The organism is Kribbella sp. (assembly GCF_035655035.1).
Taxonomy (GTDB): Bacteria; Actinomycetota; Actinomycetes; order Propionibacteriales; family Kribbellaceae; genus Kribbella.
The window spans coordinates 1-13,714 of record NZ_DASRVN010000191.1 but is presented as its reverse complement, the minus strand read 5'-3'; the positions used below and the strand labels follow the sequence as shown (position 1 = coordinate 13,714).

The following is a 13,714-nucleotide window of genomic DNA, read 5'->3' as shown; positions in this document are numbered from 1 at the left end:
ACTCAGCGCCGGCCAGGCCGCACTGGCCGCGATCGTTGCCGGCGGCATCTGCGCGGTGATGGTCCTGATCGCGCGGCCTTTGCTCTTCGCCTCGATCGACGAGGCGGTCGCGGCGGCGGGCGGCGTTCCTGTTCGGCTGCTGGGCTTCGCGTTCCTGATCGTTGTGGGTGCCTGCGCCGCCGAGGCCACCCAGGCGGTCGGTTCACTACTTCTGCTCGGGCTGCTGGCTGCTCCGGCGGGAGCGGCCCAACGCCTCACCGACCGGCCGTACCTAGGTCTTGCGCTGGCGGCCGGGCTGGCAGTGCTGGAGATGTGGACCGGCCTTCTGGCCGGCGCCTACATCCCCAGCATGCCGCCGAGCTTCGCGATCCTGGCCGCCGCCACCTTGATGTACGCCGCGACCTTCGCGATCCGCCGTACGCCTCGCTACAGCTGATTCCTGTCCGGCAACTGGTGCGCCTCGACGCGGCCGTCCCGTGCGGCCGTGACCAGCAACTGCGGGCTTGCCCACGCCAGCGCGGCGACCCCGTCACTCAGCTCGAACGTCCGCACCGGCCGCTGCCGGGCCTCGGGTCGACCGTTCGTGACTCGCCACAGCGCCACCTTGCCATCGGCATCACCGCTGGCCAGGTGGCCGAGCGTGCCCGGGCGCCACGCCAGCGCGGTGATCGTCTCGTGCGCGTTCAGCATGCGCGGCGCCGTACCGTTCGGGCCTTTCCCGGAGAAGTCCCACACGGTCACATCCGGCGCACCGTCGGCCGCGAGCCAGCGGCCGGTGTCGTCGAACGCCAGCCGGGACACCTTCTCGGGGTAGCCCGCCATCGTCAGCTCGTCGCCGTCCCGGCTGCGCCAGATGTGGATCGACGCGTCCTGGTTGCCGCTGCAGATCCAGCGGTCGTTGGGCGAGATGGCCAGCGCCAGGTGTGATCCGACGTACGGATAGGTCGCGACCGGGGCGGACTGGTGCCGCTCGTGACACCGTACGGCGCCGTACGCCGCGACGGCCAGCCGCCGGCCACCGCGCAGCCACCGTACGTCGGTGACCGTACTGGCGGCCGGCTCGGTCTCCCACAATTCGTTGCCGTCGGCATCGAGAACGACCGCTTGCCGACCGGAGGCCACGGCGACCCGCCCGTCGGCCCAGGCCGCAGCCTGCGACCAGCGTCCGGTCGCCGCAGTCACGACGCGACCGTCGGAGCGGCGCCAAAGAGCATGGCCGGCAGGCCCGGTGATCGCAAGGTGCTCGCCGTCCGGCGAGAACGACGCACGGAGCAGGCCGCCGTCCAGCTCCAGCTCGCCGACCTTGTCGCCCGTGCTGAGATCCAGCACCCAGGCCGGGCCGGCCGCTCCGGCGATCGCGACCAGACCGCCCGCCACGCTGAGCGAGACCGGCGCGTCGTCGACCTGCTGGTGCCAGACCGAGTCGGTCGCGATGATCGTCGCGCTCACACCGCCACCTGTGCCGTCACCAGGCAGTCGGCGAAACCGCGCTGGAGTTCGTCGCGGTCGAGGTTGCGCCCGATGAAGACCAGCCGGTTGCGGCGGGTCTCACCGTCGCGCCACTCGCGCCCACCCTCGGCCAGCAGCAGCATGTGCACGCCCTGGAACACGTACTGCTGATCCGATCCGGCGACCGCGAGGATGCCCTTCGAGCGGAAGATGTCCGCGCCCTTGGTCCGCAGCAGACCGCCGAGCCACTCGTTGATCCGGTCGCCGTCGACCTCGCCCTCGACGTCGACGCCGACCGACGTGACGGTCAGGTCGTGCTGGTGGTCGGTGTCGGTGAGGAAGGTCGGGTCGTCGGCGAGCACCCGGTCGAGGTCGAACGCGCCGACGTCGAGGATGCGCTCCAGCTCGACGGCCGCGTGCGCGGTGGGAATGATCTCCACCGGTGTGTTGATCGCCCGGATCCGCGACACCACCTGCGCGATCGTGTCCTCGTCGACCAGGTCGGTCTTGTTCAGCACGATCCGGTCGGCGAACGCGACCTGCTCGACCGCCTCGTTCTCGACGCCTTCGGGCTTCACCTCGTCCAGGTGCGGCAACACGTGGGCGGCGTCGACCAGCGTCACGATCGCGTCCAGCCGGAGCTCCGAGGCGATCTCGTCGTCCATGAAGAAGGTCTGCGCGACCGGCGCCGGATCGGCCAGCCCGGTGGTCTCGATCAGGATCCGGTCGAACTTGTCCCGGCGGCGCATCAGCGCGCCGAGGATCCGGATCAGGTCGCCGCGCACGGTGCAGCAGATGCAGCCGTTGTTCATCTCGAAGATCTCTTCCTCGGCATCGAGCACGAGGGCGTCGTCGATGCCGACCTCGCCGTACTCGTTCTCGATGACGGCGATCCGCAGGCCGTGCTGCTCGGTCAGGATGCGGTTCAGCAGCGTGGTCTTGCCCGAACCGAGGAACCCGGTCAGGACGGTGACCGGAACGCGATCGTCCATGGTGTCCATGGTCTCGGCGGCGGTGGTGTCATCGGTCATGACGGTTCAGGCTCCTTCAGCTTCGGTGTGGATGAGTTCTTGCAGATCGGCCGGGCTGATCTCGTCGACAGGCCGGTGCAGGGTCCAGCGCCGCGCCTCGCCGTGCATCGGCAGTACGGCGACGACCGTCTCCACGGGCGGGCAGCCCGGCTCGGTACAGTCGAGCTGGCGGATCATCACCGCGGTCTCGTCGTCGAGGTCCAGCAGTTGCCGGACCGACGCCTTCAGCGCGGCGAGGTCGGGTGATCGTCCGGGTGGCCGGAGGCCTGGCGGCACGGGGGTTCTCCTTTGCTGGCGGCACCGACGCACTGCGCGCAGATGCCGGTGAGTTCGACGGTGTGTTCGACGCCGGTGAAACCGGCGCTCTCGGCGGCCGCTTCGGCCCAGAGCTCGACCACCTCGGAGTCGACCGGCCAGCTGCGCAGGCAGCAACGGCAGACGAGGTAGTGACTGTGGCCGACGGCCCGGCGGTGCCGGTACAGCCGGCTGCCGTCCTGCTCCCGGATCATGTCGATCCGGCCGGCCTGCGCGAGGTCGCGCACGGTGCGGTAAACGGTGGTCAGGCCAACGGATGTGTCGCCCTTCGAGATCACCCGGTGCAGCTCCTGCGCGGACAGGAACTGGCCGCTGGCCTGCAAAGCCGCCAGTACGGCGGCCCGCTGCCGGGTCCGGCGCAGTCCGCCCCAGTCCCGGCCACCGGCCCGATCCGATTCCTCCGTTCCGCTCTCGCGCATCCGTGGGCTCCCTGGTCAGCCTCGGGCCGGTCGCAGTCGGCGGAGCGGGCCGGCGGCGAAACTGGTACGCCGGGCGTCGACGAGCCGGCAGCCGACGTAGATGACGAACGAGATCGTGGTGACGTAGGGGCTGATCGGCAGGCTGCCGCCGAGGGCGAGCAGGATGCCGCCGACGAGTGAGACGGTCGCGAAGACCACGCTCAGCACCGGCACGAGCCACGGCGAGGACGCGACCCGGAGTGCGGCCGCCGCCGGAGTGACCACGATGCTCAGCACCAGCAGCGCCCCGACGATCTGGACCGAGATGGCGACGGCCAGGCCGAGCAGCACCATGAAGACCAGCGACAACACCCGCACCGGCACCCCTCGGGCCGCCGCCTGATCCGGGTCCGAGCTGGCGAACATCAGCGGCCGCCAGACGATCAGAAGGCCGACCAGCACCACCACGCCGGTGCCGATCAGCCAGGACAGCTGCGGAGTGTCCACCGCCACGATCTGGCCGGTCAGCAGACCGAACTTGTTCGCCGCCCGCCCTTTGTACAAGGCCAGGAACAGCACTCCGAGCCCGAGCCCGAACGGCATCAGGACGCCGATGATCGAGTTCCGGTCCCGCGCCCGGCTGCCCAGTACGCCGATCAGGATCGCCGCGAGGAGCGAACCCGCCAACGACCCGGCGACCACGTTCACCCCGAGCAGCAGCGCACCCGACGCACCGGCGAACGAGAGCTCGCTGATGCCGTGGACGGCGAACGGCAGGTCCCGCATCATCACGAACACGCCGATCAGGCCACCGACGACCCCGAGCGCCACACCGGCGACGATCGAGTTCCGTACCAGGGCCAGCAGTTCGCCGTAGTTGGCGAAGTTGAAGATCTCGTGCCACACGTCCATGGATGCCATCGACCTCACCCGGCCCGCAGAACTGCTGCCGGACCGTCGTGCGAGACCTCCGGGATGCCTGCCACCAGCACCCGGCCGCCGGAGCGGACGACCTCGACCGGCGACCGGTACAGCTCGCTCAGCGTGGCCGACGTCATCACCTCGTCGACCGTCCCGATCCGGAAGTGCCCGCCGGCGAGGTACAGCACCCGGTCGACGTACGGCAGCACCGGGTTGATGTCGTGGGTGACGAAGGCGACCGCGGTGTCGTGCGTACGGCGGCGCCGGTCGACCAGACCGGAAACGGTCCGCTGGCTGTTCAGGTCCAGCGACAGCAGCGGCTCGTCGCACAGCAGCAGCGGCGGATCGGCCACCAGTGCCTGAGCGATCCGCACCCGCTGCTGCTCCCCGCCGGACAGCAGCCCGATCGGGCGATCGGCGTACTCGAGGGCGCCGACCGACTCCAGCATCTCCTCGATCCGCCGCCGGCGCGCCCGGTCGGGTCGCCCGATACCCCAGCGGTGACCGTCCAGCCCCTGCCCGACCACGTCCCGGGCGCGCAGCGGCGTCTGCGCGTCGATGCGCCGGTGCTGCGGCACGTAACCGATCTTCTCGCTGCCCTGCCGGGGCGGTGCGCCGGCGACCTCAACGGTCCCGGACATCAACGGATGCAGGCCGAGAACCGCCTTGAGCAGGCTGGTCTTCCCGGATCCGTTGCCGCCCAGAATCGCCAGGAACTCCCCCGCCCGAAGGTCCATCGTCAGGCCGCCCCACAGCTGGCGCCGCCCGTAGCCGAAGGCTGCGTCGTCGAACCTCAGAACGGGCTCTGTTGCGTGATCCATCGCGGCCTCAGGACAGGCCCGAACGAACGGCGTTCAGCTGACCGGTCATCCAGCTCAGGTAGTCCTTGCCGGCCGGCAGAGTCTCGGTCACCGGCACGACGGCGATGTTGTTCGCCTTGGCCGCCGCAAGCACCTTCTCCGTCTCGGGGCCGGAGGTCTGCTCGTTGTACGCGAGCAGCTTGACCTGCTTTCCACTGAACAACGCGAGCGTCTGCTGCAGCACCGCCGCCGGTACATCGGTCCCCTCCTCGATCGCCTTGCTGAAGGGCTCCGGCGTCTTGTCGACCAGGCCGCAGGCGGTCAGCAGATACACCGGCACCGGCTCGGTGATCGCGGCACCTTCGCCCGCGTGGCCCGACTTGATCGAAGCCTCCGTGGCCTCGAGTTCCTTCAGCTTGCCGGTGAAGGCAGCGGCGTTCGCGGTGTACGTCGAACTGTTCGCGGAGTCGACCTCCGACAGAGTGCTCGCGACCTTCGCGGCCAGCTTCTCCATCGACGGGAAGTCGTACCAGACGTGCTCGTTGAGGTCACCACCGGCGGGTGCCTTCTGCCCGGAGATGTCGACCGCGTTCAGCACCTTCGCCGAGGTGTTGTTCGACGACTTGAGCATCTTGTCCATGAAGTCGTCGTAGCCGCCGCCGTTCTCGATCACGACCTTCGCCTTCGACAGCGACAGCTGCGTCTGCGCGCTCGCCTCGTACGAGTGCGGGTCCTGAGTGGGATCGGAGATGATCGACGTCACCTCGGCCTTGTCACCCGCGATCTGCTTCACGATGTCGCCGTACACGTTGGTCGACGCGACGACCTGGACCCCTGCCGAGGCCGTCGACGTACCGGCGGCAGCCTTGTCGCCCCCGGCCGAACCACAGGCGGACACCAGCACCAGCGCCGCCGCACCAGCCACCAACCCAACCGAACTACGCAGCCTCACAGCGCACCTGTCTCTCCGAAACCGATAATGAAAACCATTCCGCCATCAAGCTAGCACTCGCCGCCGGGGGTCGGGCAAGTCGGGGGCACAGGTAGTTGCATAAACATATGGCTATATATTAGCGTCCGAATCGTGGTGGACCGACGCTACGAATCAGCGAGCGAGCTCTTCAGGACGCTGTCCGCACCGTTGCGGCTGGCCATCATCGATCACCTCACCAGCGGTCCGGCGGCCGTCCACGCGCTGGTCACCGCCACGGGGCAGTCGCAGCCCCTGATCTCCCAGCATCTGCGGGTACTGCGGGCGATGCGGCTGATCCAGGTCGAGTCGCGCGGCCGCGAGCGGATCTACTCCCTCACCGACGCCCACGTGGCTCACATCGTCAAGGACGCGATCCGGCACACGCAGGAAGACACCGAGGAGGAAACGCCAGCATGAGCACCACACACACCGAGCACACCGGTCACGACCACCAGCACGGTGAGAACTGCGGCCACGTCGCCGTCCCACACGGCGACCACACCGACTACGTCCACGACGGCCATCTGCACGCGGCGCACGAGGGGCACTACGACGACCACTGACGAGCGTCACCAGGTGATCGGCCGCCTGGGAGCCCAGGTACGTGCTGCCGCCGACGGGATCGGGTGGTCCCCCAGGCCGGTGGAGTGGGCCTGGGGGAACCTGATCGTTTACGGCTGGACGGTGAAGGTGTAGGTCTTCTGGCCGGTGGAGATCGCCGTACCGCCGGCGGTCGTCGCGGTGACCTCGAAGACCGCGGTGTACGTGCCCGCGGCCCGGAAAGCCCAGTTGGCGTGCGCGTGGGTGTTGATCGCGAGCGCACGGGTGTCCGGCAGGCCGTCGCCGCTGTTGAACCAGATCGTTGGCGTGCCGAACGAGTTCGTCGTGTAGACGCTCATCGCGGCCGGTCCGCTCACCGACACCAGCTTCACGTTCAGCGTGTTCCCCGACAGGACGCCGCTCGGCACGCCCTCGGTGTCGAACCCGGGCCAGACGATCCCGCTCACCTGGGTCTGCGGCAGGATCCACACCGGCGACCCCGCCGTACCGAGGAATGCGTACGCCGAGTTCGACGGGACCGTGGTCTTGCTGGCCGACACAGCGTTCAGTACGACGTCAGCCGGGTCCCGCTGAACCGCCGGGGTCACCGTGCCGTCGAGCAGGTCGAGCGTCAGCGCCGATCCCGTCCAGCCGACATCGATCGCGTCCACGTGACCCGCGGAGATCGTGGTCGCGGCCTGCGCCGGAGCCACCGTCAGGACCATGGCCACGAAACCGGCGATCAGGCTGCCGGCCAGCCGTCCGGCCTTCACAGGTCGACCTTGAAGCAGTACGTCGCGATGCTGGAGGTCACGGTCTTCCCCGTCGCGGCCAGCTTTCCGCTGACACGCACCTTCAGCTTGTAGTACCCGGGCGCCTCGAAGGCCCAGTTGGCGTGCATATGTCCTCCCGCGGTCGTGTTGATGGTGTCGGGCAGGCCGTCGCCGCTGTCCGCGAGGACGGTCGGCGTACCGAACGGGTCGGTGGTGAAGATGCTGACGTCGGCGGGTCCGCTGACGCCCACGACGTCGACCTTCAACGCGTCGTCGGTGAACACACCGGACCCGATCTCCTCGGCCCCGATCCCCGGCCAGAGCAGCTCGGGGTCCTGGACCTGCGGCAGGATCCAGACGGGGCTTCCCGCCGTACCGAGGAAGTTGTACGACGGGTCGTCCGGTACAGACGTCTTCGACGCCGGCTTGGCGACGAGCTCGACCTCGGACGGGGAGTACTCGACAGCGTGCTCCTCGTCGTGGACGTGCAGGTCGAACGCACCGTTCTCGAAGGCCACACCGACGACGTCGACGTGACCTTGGTCGAGCACCACTCTGGGTGCCGCATCGGCCGGCGATGCGACGCCGGCAAGCGCGAGGAGTGCCACTGCGGGCAACGCCACGCGGTAGGGCTTGCGCATGGATTTCCTTTCAGGGTTGGACGGATACCACCCGAGCCGCCGCTGGGCCACGGCGGGAGAGCAGGCCGTGCCGGGGCGCGAACACCCAGCACGCGATGAACACCGCGGTCGCGGTGAGCACGATCAACCCGCCGGCGGCGAGGTTGAACGCGTAGGACAGGTACAGGCCGGTGAGGCCCGAGACGGCACCGATCAGCGGCGCGATCACCATCATCACGCCGATCCGGTCGGTGAGCAGCCGCGCGCAGGCGGCCGGGGTGATCAGCAGTGCGAGCACGAGAACGTTGCCGACGGCCTGGATCGAGATCACGATCGCGACCGTCACCATCGCGTACAGGGCCAGGTCCAGCCAGAAGATCGGCAGGCCGACCGCCCGCGCCGTCTCCCGGTCCAGCCCGACGGTGACGAACTCCTTGTGCAGCGCGCCGGTGACCAGCAGCAGTACGGCGCCCGCCACCCCGACCGTGACCACGTCGGTGGTACTGATCCCGAGCACCGAACCGAACAGGAACGACTCGAGCGAACCGCCGTACCCGGGCGCCGTACTCATCACCACGATGCCGAGACCGAACGCGGCCGCGAAGAACACGCCGATCACGGTGTCCTCCTTGAGCCGGCGGTTCTGCGCGAACACGGCGACCGACAACGCGGTGACCAGGCCGGCGACGATCCCGCCGACGACCAGGCTCGCCTTCAGTACGAACGCGATCGCGATGCCCGGGAACACCGAGTGCGCCACCGCGTCCCCGATGAACGCCATCCCGCGCAGCGCGACATGACTCCCGATCACGCCGCAGACCACGCCGGACATCAGCACGACGAGGAACGCGCGCTGCATGAACACGTGGGTCCACGGCTCGGTGAAGAACTCGATCATCGCGTCACTCCCAGGCTGTGCAGCAACTGCTCGGACCGTGCGACCCCGAACGCGCGCAACCACACGGCCGGGTCGCGCAGTTCGTCCGGAGGACCGTCCGCGACGACGGTGCGGTTGAGCAGGCAGAGCCGATGCGACGTGTCCGCCGCGGCGGGCAGGTCGTGCGTGGTCATCAGGATCGCGGTACCTTCGGCGGTCAACTCGCGGAACAACCGGGTGAGGATCTCCTGCGTCGGTACGTCGAGACCCGTGAACGGCTCGTCCAGCAGCAACAGGCTCGGACGCAACGCCAACGCCCGCGCCACCAGAACTCGTTGCCGTTGGCCACCGGACAGCTCACCGACCGGCCGGTCCGCGAGCTCCGTCAGGTCCACCCGCTCAAGAGCCTCCCGGACGGCGTCCCGGTCCGCGGCGCCGGGCCGCCGCAACCAGCCGATGCGGTGGGTCCGGCCCGTCAGCACCGCGGTCCGGACCCGGACGGGATAGTCCCAGACGAACTCGTGCCGCTGCGGAACGTACCCGATCGATCCGCGCGCCTGCGCCGGTGTCCGGCCGTCGATCGTGATGCTGCCGTCCCGGGCCGGGATCAGCCCGAGCACCGATCGCAGCAGCGTTGTCTTGCCGGCCCCGTTGGGACCGATGAGCCCGACCTGTTCCGACCGTGACACCGCGAGATCGACGTCCTGGAGTACTTCGCGTCCCGCGAGGTCGACGGCCAGACCGGAGATCCGCAACACGTGGTCGCTCATGCGCGGCGCCTCCGCGTCACTACAACCCCGACGACGAAGAGGGCGAGTACGCCGGCACCGGCACCGATCCAGCCGATCGCGACCTGGTTCTCGCCCGCGTCGGCCGTTGGTCCATAGGCTGTCGGAGCAGGTGTGGGCGAGGCGGTCGGGCTTGGCGTGCTGGCCGCGAAGGCGCTCGTCGCGTCGCCGTCTCCGACGTACAGGCGGAGCGTCCGCCGGTCGGCGACCGTCGTACCGTCGGTGAGCTTCGCGGTCATCGCGATCGCCAGCAGGTAGGTGCCCTGGGCATCGAACGTCCAGTTGCCGTGGACGTGGGTGTTGCCATCGATCCCGGTCTCCTGGGGGAACGGCTTGCTGCTGTCGAACACCGGCGCCGGCCGACCGAAGTCCGAGTTCAGGAACAGCGTGAACTTCCCCGGACCGCGGACATCCTCCAACGTCCAGGTCACCTCGCGATCGATCCGCTGCGCGACCTCAGGGTCCTGGGTGTTCCAGCCCGGCCAGACGACGCCGGCCTGCTGGACCTGCGGGATCACCCAGACCTGCGCGCCGGGCTTGCCGAGGAAGGTGTACGCCGGATCGTCCGGTACGGCGAGCTGTGCCTTGCCGCTCGCCTGGAGTACGACGTTCTCCAACGGCCGCCAGACCGCGGGCGCCGCCGTGTCGTCGCGGAGCTGGATGGTCCAGGCGCCGTTCACGAATCGCGGCCCGAGGTCTACGTGACCGTTTGCGATCACCCGCCTTTCCGTTGCCGAGGGCACCGAATCGGCCATCGCGACCGGCGGCGACGCGGCCGCCAGGAAAACGGTTGCGAGCAACAATGCCGCGGTTCTTTTCATCGGCTCTCCCCCAGGCAGCGCTTCAGTTCGTCGGCGTTGTGGCGCATCATCGCCAGATAGGTACGGGCGTGGTCGTCGAACGCGTCGCCGTACAGCGAGCACACCTGCACGCCCTGGTCGTGGGCGACCTGGATCAGTACGGACGCCCGCCGGGCCAGGTTCGGCTCGGTGAACACGGCCGGGACCTTCAGGTTGCGGATCGTGCCGGACAGTTTGCGGACCTGCTCGACGCTCGGCTCCTGCGCCGGATTCGGTACCACGAACCCGGCGACGGTCATGCCGTACGCCGACGCGAGGTAGCCGAACGCGTCGTGGGTCGTAACCAGCTGGCGGCGGTCCGGCGGGATGGTCGCGAGCGTCGTACGGACGTAGTCGTCCAGCGCGGTCAGCCGGCCCAGGTACGCGGCGGTGTTGTCGGTGTACGTCTGCTTGCCCGCGGGGTCCTTGCTGATCAACGTGTCGCGGATCAGCTGGACGTACGCCTTGGCGTTGGCGACGTCCTGCCACAGGTGCGGGTCGATCTCGCCGTGCACGTGCTTGCCGAGGACAGCCTGCGGCAGCTGGTGGATCTGCGTTCCGGGCTTGCCGAGGAACGCGAACCGCGGATCGTCGGGCACCCCCACGAGTGCCTTGTTCGGTACGTCGACGACGACCCGGCCAGCCGCGACCTGGCTCTGGGCAGCGCCGACCTTGCTGGCGTCGGAGTACGCGTAGACCTGGCCGGTGTCGAGATCGACGGTGAGATCGGTATGGCCTTCACCGAGGACGATCGCCGTACCGTCGTCGGCCGGCCTGACGCTGTGCGGTTCGACGCCGACCGCGAAGGTGAACGTGCCGGAACCGAGCGGCAGCGGCTTGCCGTCGCCGTTGTCGAGGCTGCCGGTCAGGGTCAGGTGGTAGACGCCGGGCTTGGTGAACGCCCAGTTCAGATGCGTGTGCGCAGCCGGCGGGAGCGTCGTACTGTCGGCCGGGCCCAGACCGTCGGTGGAGTCGAAGTACCGGTCCGGCTGGCCTAGCGACTCGGTCAGATACGCGACCAGCTGGCCCGGGCCGTCGAGCTTCGTCGCTGCCAGCCGGACAGACGACGTCCGGGTCGCGCCCCGCTCCTTGCCGGTACCGCGCACGCGCAACCCGAGCCATAGGACGTCGAGGCCGATGTTCTCCACCAGTGGGATGACGTGGGCGCCGTACGACTCTGCCGCTTCGGCGAGAGACACGTTCGGGGCGTCCTTGTCCGCGTTGGCGTCGATGGTCTTGATCAACGCCTGCGGTTCGAGCAGCAGGTGGTTGGTGAACGTAACGTCCGCCTTGGCCACCCGCTTCGCATCGGCCGGCGTCGGCTCGTACGAATGCGGGTCCCCACCGGCCGGCACCAGCGACGACGCCCGCACCCGTTCACCACCGACCTGCTGCACGAGATCAGCCAGAATCTCCGTCGTCGTGACCACGTTCAGCTTTCCCTGATCATCTGTTCGGGTGCCGCTGCCGCAGCCGGCGGCGAGCAGCGCGAGCGCACCGACCAACGCGACCAGCCGCTTCATCGGGTACCTCGGCGGGTGGCTATCACCGTGACGACGCCGAGCAGGACCAGGACAGCAGCCGCCACGACCAGCCCCGGGCCGAACGATCCGCCGGTCATCGCGAGCTTGCAGTCGGATGCCGCAGGCTGCTGGTCCTTCGTCAGAGCGGACTCGGGCCCTGCCGTCACAGTGGGCTGCGTGCTGGGCGTCGGAGCGGGTTGCGTGCTCAGTGTCGGAGCGGGCTGCGTGCTGGGTGTCGAAGCGGGCGTGGTGTCCGCGACGACCGACCGGGCGCCGCCGGACGGCCCCACGACGAAGGTGAGGGTCGCGGTGTCAGCCGATTGTTTGCCGTTGGCAAGGGTCGCGGAGTGCGTGAACGTCGCCCGGTAGGTGCCGGCCGCGGTGAACGCCCAGTTGCCGTGGGCATGCGTTCCGAGCGGGATCCGGTACGCGTCCGGCAGCCCGTCGGCGGAGTTGAAGATGATCTTCGGCTGCCCGAACGAGTCGAACTCGAACACCGCCATCCGGCCCGGCCCCGTCACCTTGTCCAGCCGCCAGTCGACGCCGCCGCCGTACACCTGGGCGGCCGTCAGCGCTTCGGTGTTCCAGCCGAGCCAGACCACGCCGTTCTTCTGCGTCTGCGGAATCTGCCAGATCGACGACCCAGCCGCCCCCAGGAACGAGAACGCTCCGCCCGGGACGGTGGCCGCGGCGGCCGAGTTCAAGCGGACGGTGACGGCGGCCGGGTCCCGCCATACCGGATCACCGGCCTTGGTCCCGTCCTTCAGGCGGGACTTGAGTCCGGAACCCTCGATCCGTACGGCGTAGTCCGCGTGACCGTTGGTCAACGTCGTACCTGCAGGTGACGCCGTGGTAGAGGTGGTCCCAGCCGACGGTTCGGCGGTGGGACTGCTCGTCGTTCGCGTCGGGACGGAGACTGTGATGCACGGACGGAGACTCGGCGCCGACCGCCGCGGGTCGGAGGTCGGGGCCGTCGTCCGGTGCTGAGTCGGCTGCTGTGGGCCGGACGTCGGCTTCGGGGAGGCGGTCGGTTCGCCGGTCGGTCCGGTCGTTGGCGTGCCCGACGGTGCGGTCGTTGGCGTGCCCGTCGGTTCGGTGGTCGGGGCCGGGCCGCCGGGGCACAGCGCGCCGAGGTCCGGTCCGACGACTACCGCCAGCGTCGCGGTGTCCTTCAGAGGTTGCCCCGACTTCGAGGTCGCGGAGTACGTGAACGTCAGCTTGTACACACCGAGCTTCGTGAACGCCCAGTTGCCGTGGGCATGCGTCGGTCCCGCGAGACTGATCGACTGCGGCAACGGCTTCCCGCTGTCGAACGAGATCAGCGGCTCACCGAACTGATCGAACTGATAGACCGCGACCTTCCCCGGCCCGACGACCTTGTCCAGCGACCAGCGCACCGGACCCGCCAGCGTGCTGTAGTCCACCGACTCGGTGTTCCAGCCCGCCCACAGCAGCTCCTCGGCCTGCGTCTGCGGGATCTGCCACACCGTCGCACCCGCCGCGCCCAGGAACCGGTACGACGGCGACGCCGGCACGACTTCGTCCGCGGACGGTTTCACCTGGAACGCGACCGTCCCCGGATCGCGCCAGACCGCCGTACCCTGCGTCCCGTCCTTCACCTGGAACCGCAGACCGCTGCCGACCGTACGAGCCGCGACATCCACATGCCCGACCGACAGAACCGTGGTCACACACGCCGGCGGCGAGCCGCTCGGCGGAGTAGTCGGTGCCGTCGTCGGCGGAGTAGTAGGAGGAGGCGTCGTGGACGGACCCGTCGGCGGGGTACTGGGCGGGCTCGTGGGCGAGGTCGGCGGGCTCGTCGGTGGTGTGGTCGGTGGTGTGGTGGGTGGTTCGTACGGGCCGACCA

Annotated in this window: 17 protein-coding genes; 3 read left to right on the top strand and 14 right to left on the bottom strand. The window is 69.2% G+C overall.

Annotated elements, in window-relative coordinates:
* Nucleotides 1–436 (top strand): metal ABC transporter permease (locus tag VFF46_RS11345; protein WP_325037040.1); only part of this gene is annotated, 436 nt, incomplete at its 5' end.
* Here VFF46_RS11345 and VFF46_RS11340 read toward each other — a convergent pair.
* The 7 genes from VFF46_RS11340 to VFF46_RS11310 are packed head-to-tail and all read right to left on the bottom strand — an operon-like array spanning nucleotide 427 to nucleotide 5,839.
* On the bottom strand, nucleotides 427–1,449 hold the full coding sequence (locus VFF46_RS11340) for a hypothetical protein (RefSeq protein WP_325037039.1): 1,023 nt from the start codon (nucleotides 1,447–1,449) through the stop codon (nucleotides 427–429). The two genes, VFF46_RS11345 and VFF46_RS11340, sit on opposite strands and share 10 nt — an antisense overlap.
* Nucleotides 1,446–2,480, bottom strand: coding sequence for a GTP-binding protein (locus VFF46_RS11335; RefSeq protein ID WP_325037038.1), 1,035 nt, complete (start codon nucleotides 2,478–2,480; stop codon nucleotides 1,446–1,448). The genes VFF46_RS11340 and VFF46_RS11335 overlap by 4 nt, the downstream gene beginning before the upstream one ends.
* Before the next feature lie 6 nt (nucleotides 2,481–2,486).
* Nucleotides 2,487–2,756: a hypothetical protein gene (locus VFF46_RS11330; protein ID WP_325037037.1), complete on the bottom strand. Its 270-nt coding sequence runs from the start codon at nucleotides 2,754–2,756 to the stop codon at nucleotides 2,487–2,489.
* Nucleotides 2,705–3,214, bottom strand: a complete 510-nt coding sequence (locus VFF46_RS11325; protein WP_325037036.1) for a Fur family transcriptional regulator — start codon at nucleotides 3,212–3,214, stop codon at nucleotides 2,705–2,707. Before VFF46_RS11325 ends, VFF46_RS11330 begins: the two co-directional genes overlap by 52 nt.
* 15 nt (nucleotides 3,215–3,229) lie before the next feature.
* Nucleotides 3,230–4,105: a metal ABC transporter permease gene (locus VFF46_RS11320; protein WP_325037041.1), complete on the bottom strand. Its 876-nt coding sequence runs from the start codon at nucleotides 4,103–4,105 to the stop codon at nucleotides 3,230–3,232.
* A gap of 14 nt (nucleotides 4,106–4,119) precedes the next feature.
* Complete coding sequence (locus VFF46_RS11315) at nucleotides 4,120–4,935, bottom strand: ABC transporter ATP-binding protein (protein WP_325037035.1); 816 nt, start codon at nucleotides 4,933–4,935, stop codon at nucleotides 4,120–4,122.
* Between the two features lie 7 nt (nucleotides 4,936–4,942).
* A complete protein-coding gene (locus VFF46_RS11310) occupies nucleotides 4,943–5,839 on the bottom strand; it encodes a metal ABC transporter solute-binding protein, Zn/Mn family (RefSeq protein WP_325037034.1) in 897 nt (298 codons plus the stop codon).
* A gap of 159 nt (nucleotides 5,840–5,998) precedes the next feature.
* Between VFF46_RS11310 and VFF46_RS11305 the strand changes: the two genes are divergently transcribed.
* The gene (locus VFF46_RS11305) at nucleotides 5,999–6,304 is read left to right on the top strand and encodes a metalloregulator ArsR/SmtB family transcription factor (protein WP_325037033.1); all 306 of its coding nucleotides are present in this window, start codon (nucleotides 5,999–6,001) and stop codon (nucleotides 6,302–6,304) included.
* On the top strand, nucleotides 6,301–6,450 hold the full coding sequence (locus tag VFF46_RS11300) for a zinc transporter permease (RefSeq protein WP_325037032.1): 150 nt from the start codon (nucleotides 6,301–6,303) through the stop codon (nucleotides 6,448–6,450). The genes VFF46_RS11305 and VFF46_RS11300 overlap by 4 nt, the downstream gene beginning before the upstream one ends.
* Before the next feature lie 108 nt (nucleotides 6,451–6,558).
* Here VFF46_RS11300 and VFF46_RS11295 read toward each other — a convergent pair whose 3' ends face one another.
* From VFF46_RS11295 to VFF46_RS11265, 7 genes are read right to left on the bottom strand one after another with little or no spacing between them, the layout of a single operon-like run.
* On the bottom strand, nucleotides 6,559–7,200 hold the full coding sequence (locus VFF46_RS11295) for a choice-of-anchor M domain-containing protein (protein WP_325037031.1): 642 nt from the start codon (nucleotides 7,198–7,200) through the stop codon (nucleotides 6,559–6,561).
* The gene (locus tag VFF46_RS11290) at nucleotides 7,197–7,841 is read right to left on the bottom strand and encodes a choice-of-anchor M domain-containing protein (protein WP_325037030.1); all 645 of its coding nucleotides are present in this window, start codon (nucleotides 7,839–7,841) and stop codon (nucleotides 7,197–7,199) included. Before VFF46_RS11290 ends, VFF46_RS11295 begins: the two co-directional genes overlap by 4 nt.
* Nucleotides 7,842–7,851: 10 nt before the next feature.
* Entirely contained in the window at nucleotides 7,852–8,718 is an 867-nt protein-coding gene (locus tag VFF46_RS11285; RefSeq protein ID WP_325037029.1) for an anchored repeat-type ABC transporter permease subunit, read from the bottom strand.
* Nucleotides 8,715–9,467 carry an anchored repeat-type ABC transporter ATP-binding subunit gene (locus VFF46_RS11280; RefSeq protein WP_325037028.1) on the bottom strand — a complete coding sequence of 251 codons (753 nt, stop codon included), beginning with the start codon at nucleotides 9,465–9,467 and terminating at the stop codon, nucleotides 8,715–8,717. The genes VFF46_RS11285 and VFF46_RS11280 overlap by 4 nt, the downstream gene beginning before the upstream one ends.
* Entirely contained in the window at nucleotides 9,464–10,306 is an 843-nt protein-coding gene (locus VFF46_RS11275) for a TIGR03773 family transporter-associated surface protein (protein ID WP_325037027.1), read from the bottom strand. The genes VFF46_RS11280 and VFF46_RS11275 overlap by 4 nt, the downstream gene beginning before the upstream one ends.
* Nucleotides 10,303–11,847: an anchored repeat ABC transporter, substrate-binding protein gene (locus VFF46_RS11270; protein ID WP_325037026.1), complete on the bottom strand. Its 1,545-nt coding sequence runs from the start codon at nucleotides 11,845–11,847 to the stop codon at nucleotides 10,303–10,305. Before VFF46_RS11270 ends, VFF46_RS11275 begins: the two co-directional genes overlap by 4 nt.
* Nucleotides 11,844–13,538 (bottom strand): TIGR03773 family transporter-associated surface protein, encoded by a 1,695-nt coding sequence (locus VFF46_RS11265; RefSeq protein ID WP_325037025.1) that lies wholly within the window; start codon nucleotides 13,536–13,538, stop codon nucleotides 11,844–11,846. The genes VFF46_RS11270 and VFF46_RS11265 overlap by 4 nt, the downstream gene beginning before the upstream one ends.
* Between the last annotated feature and the right edge of the window lie 176 nt (nucleotides 13,539–13,714).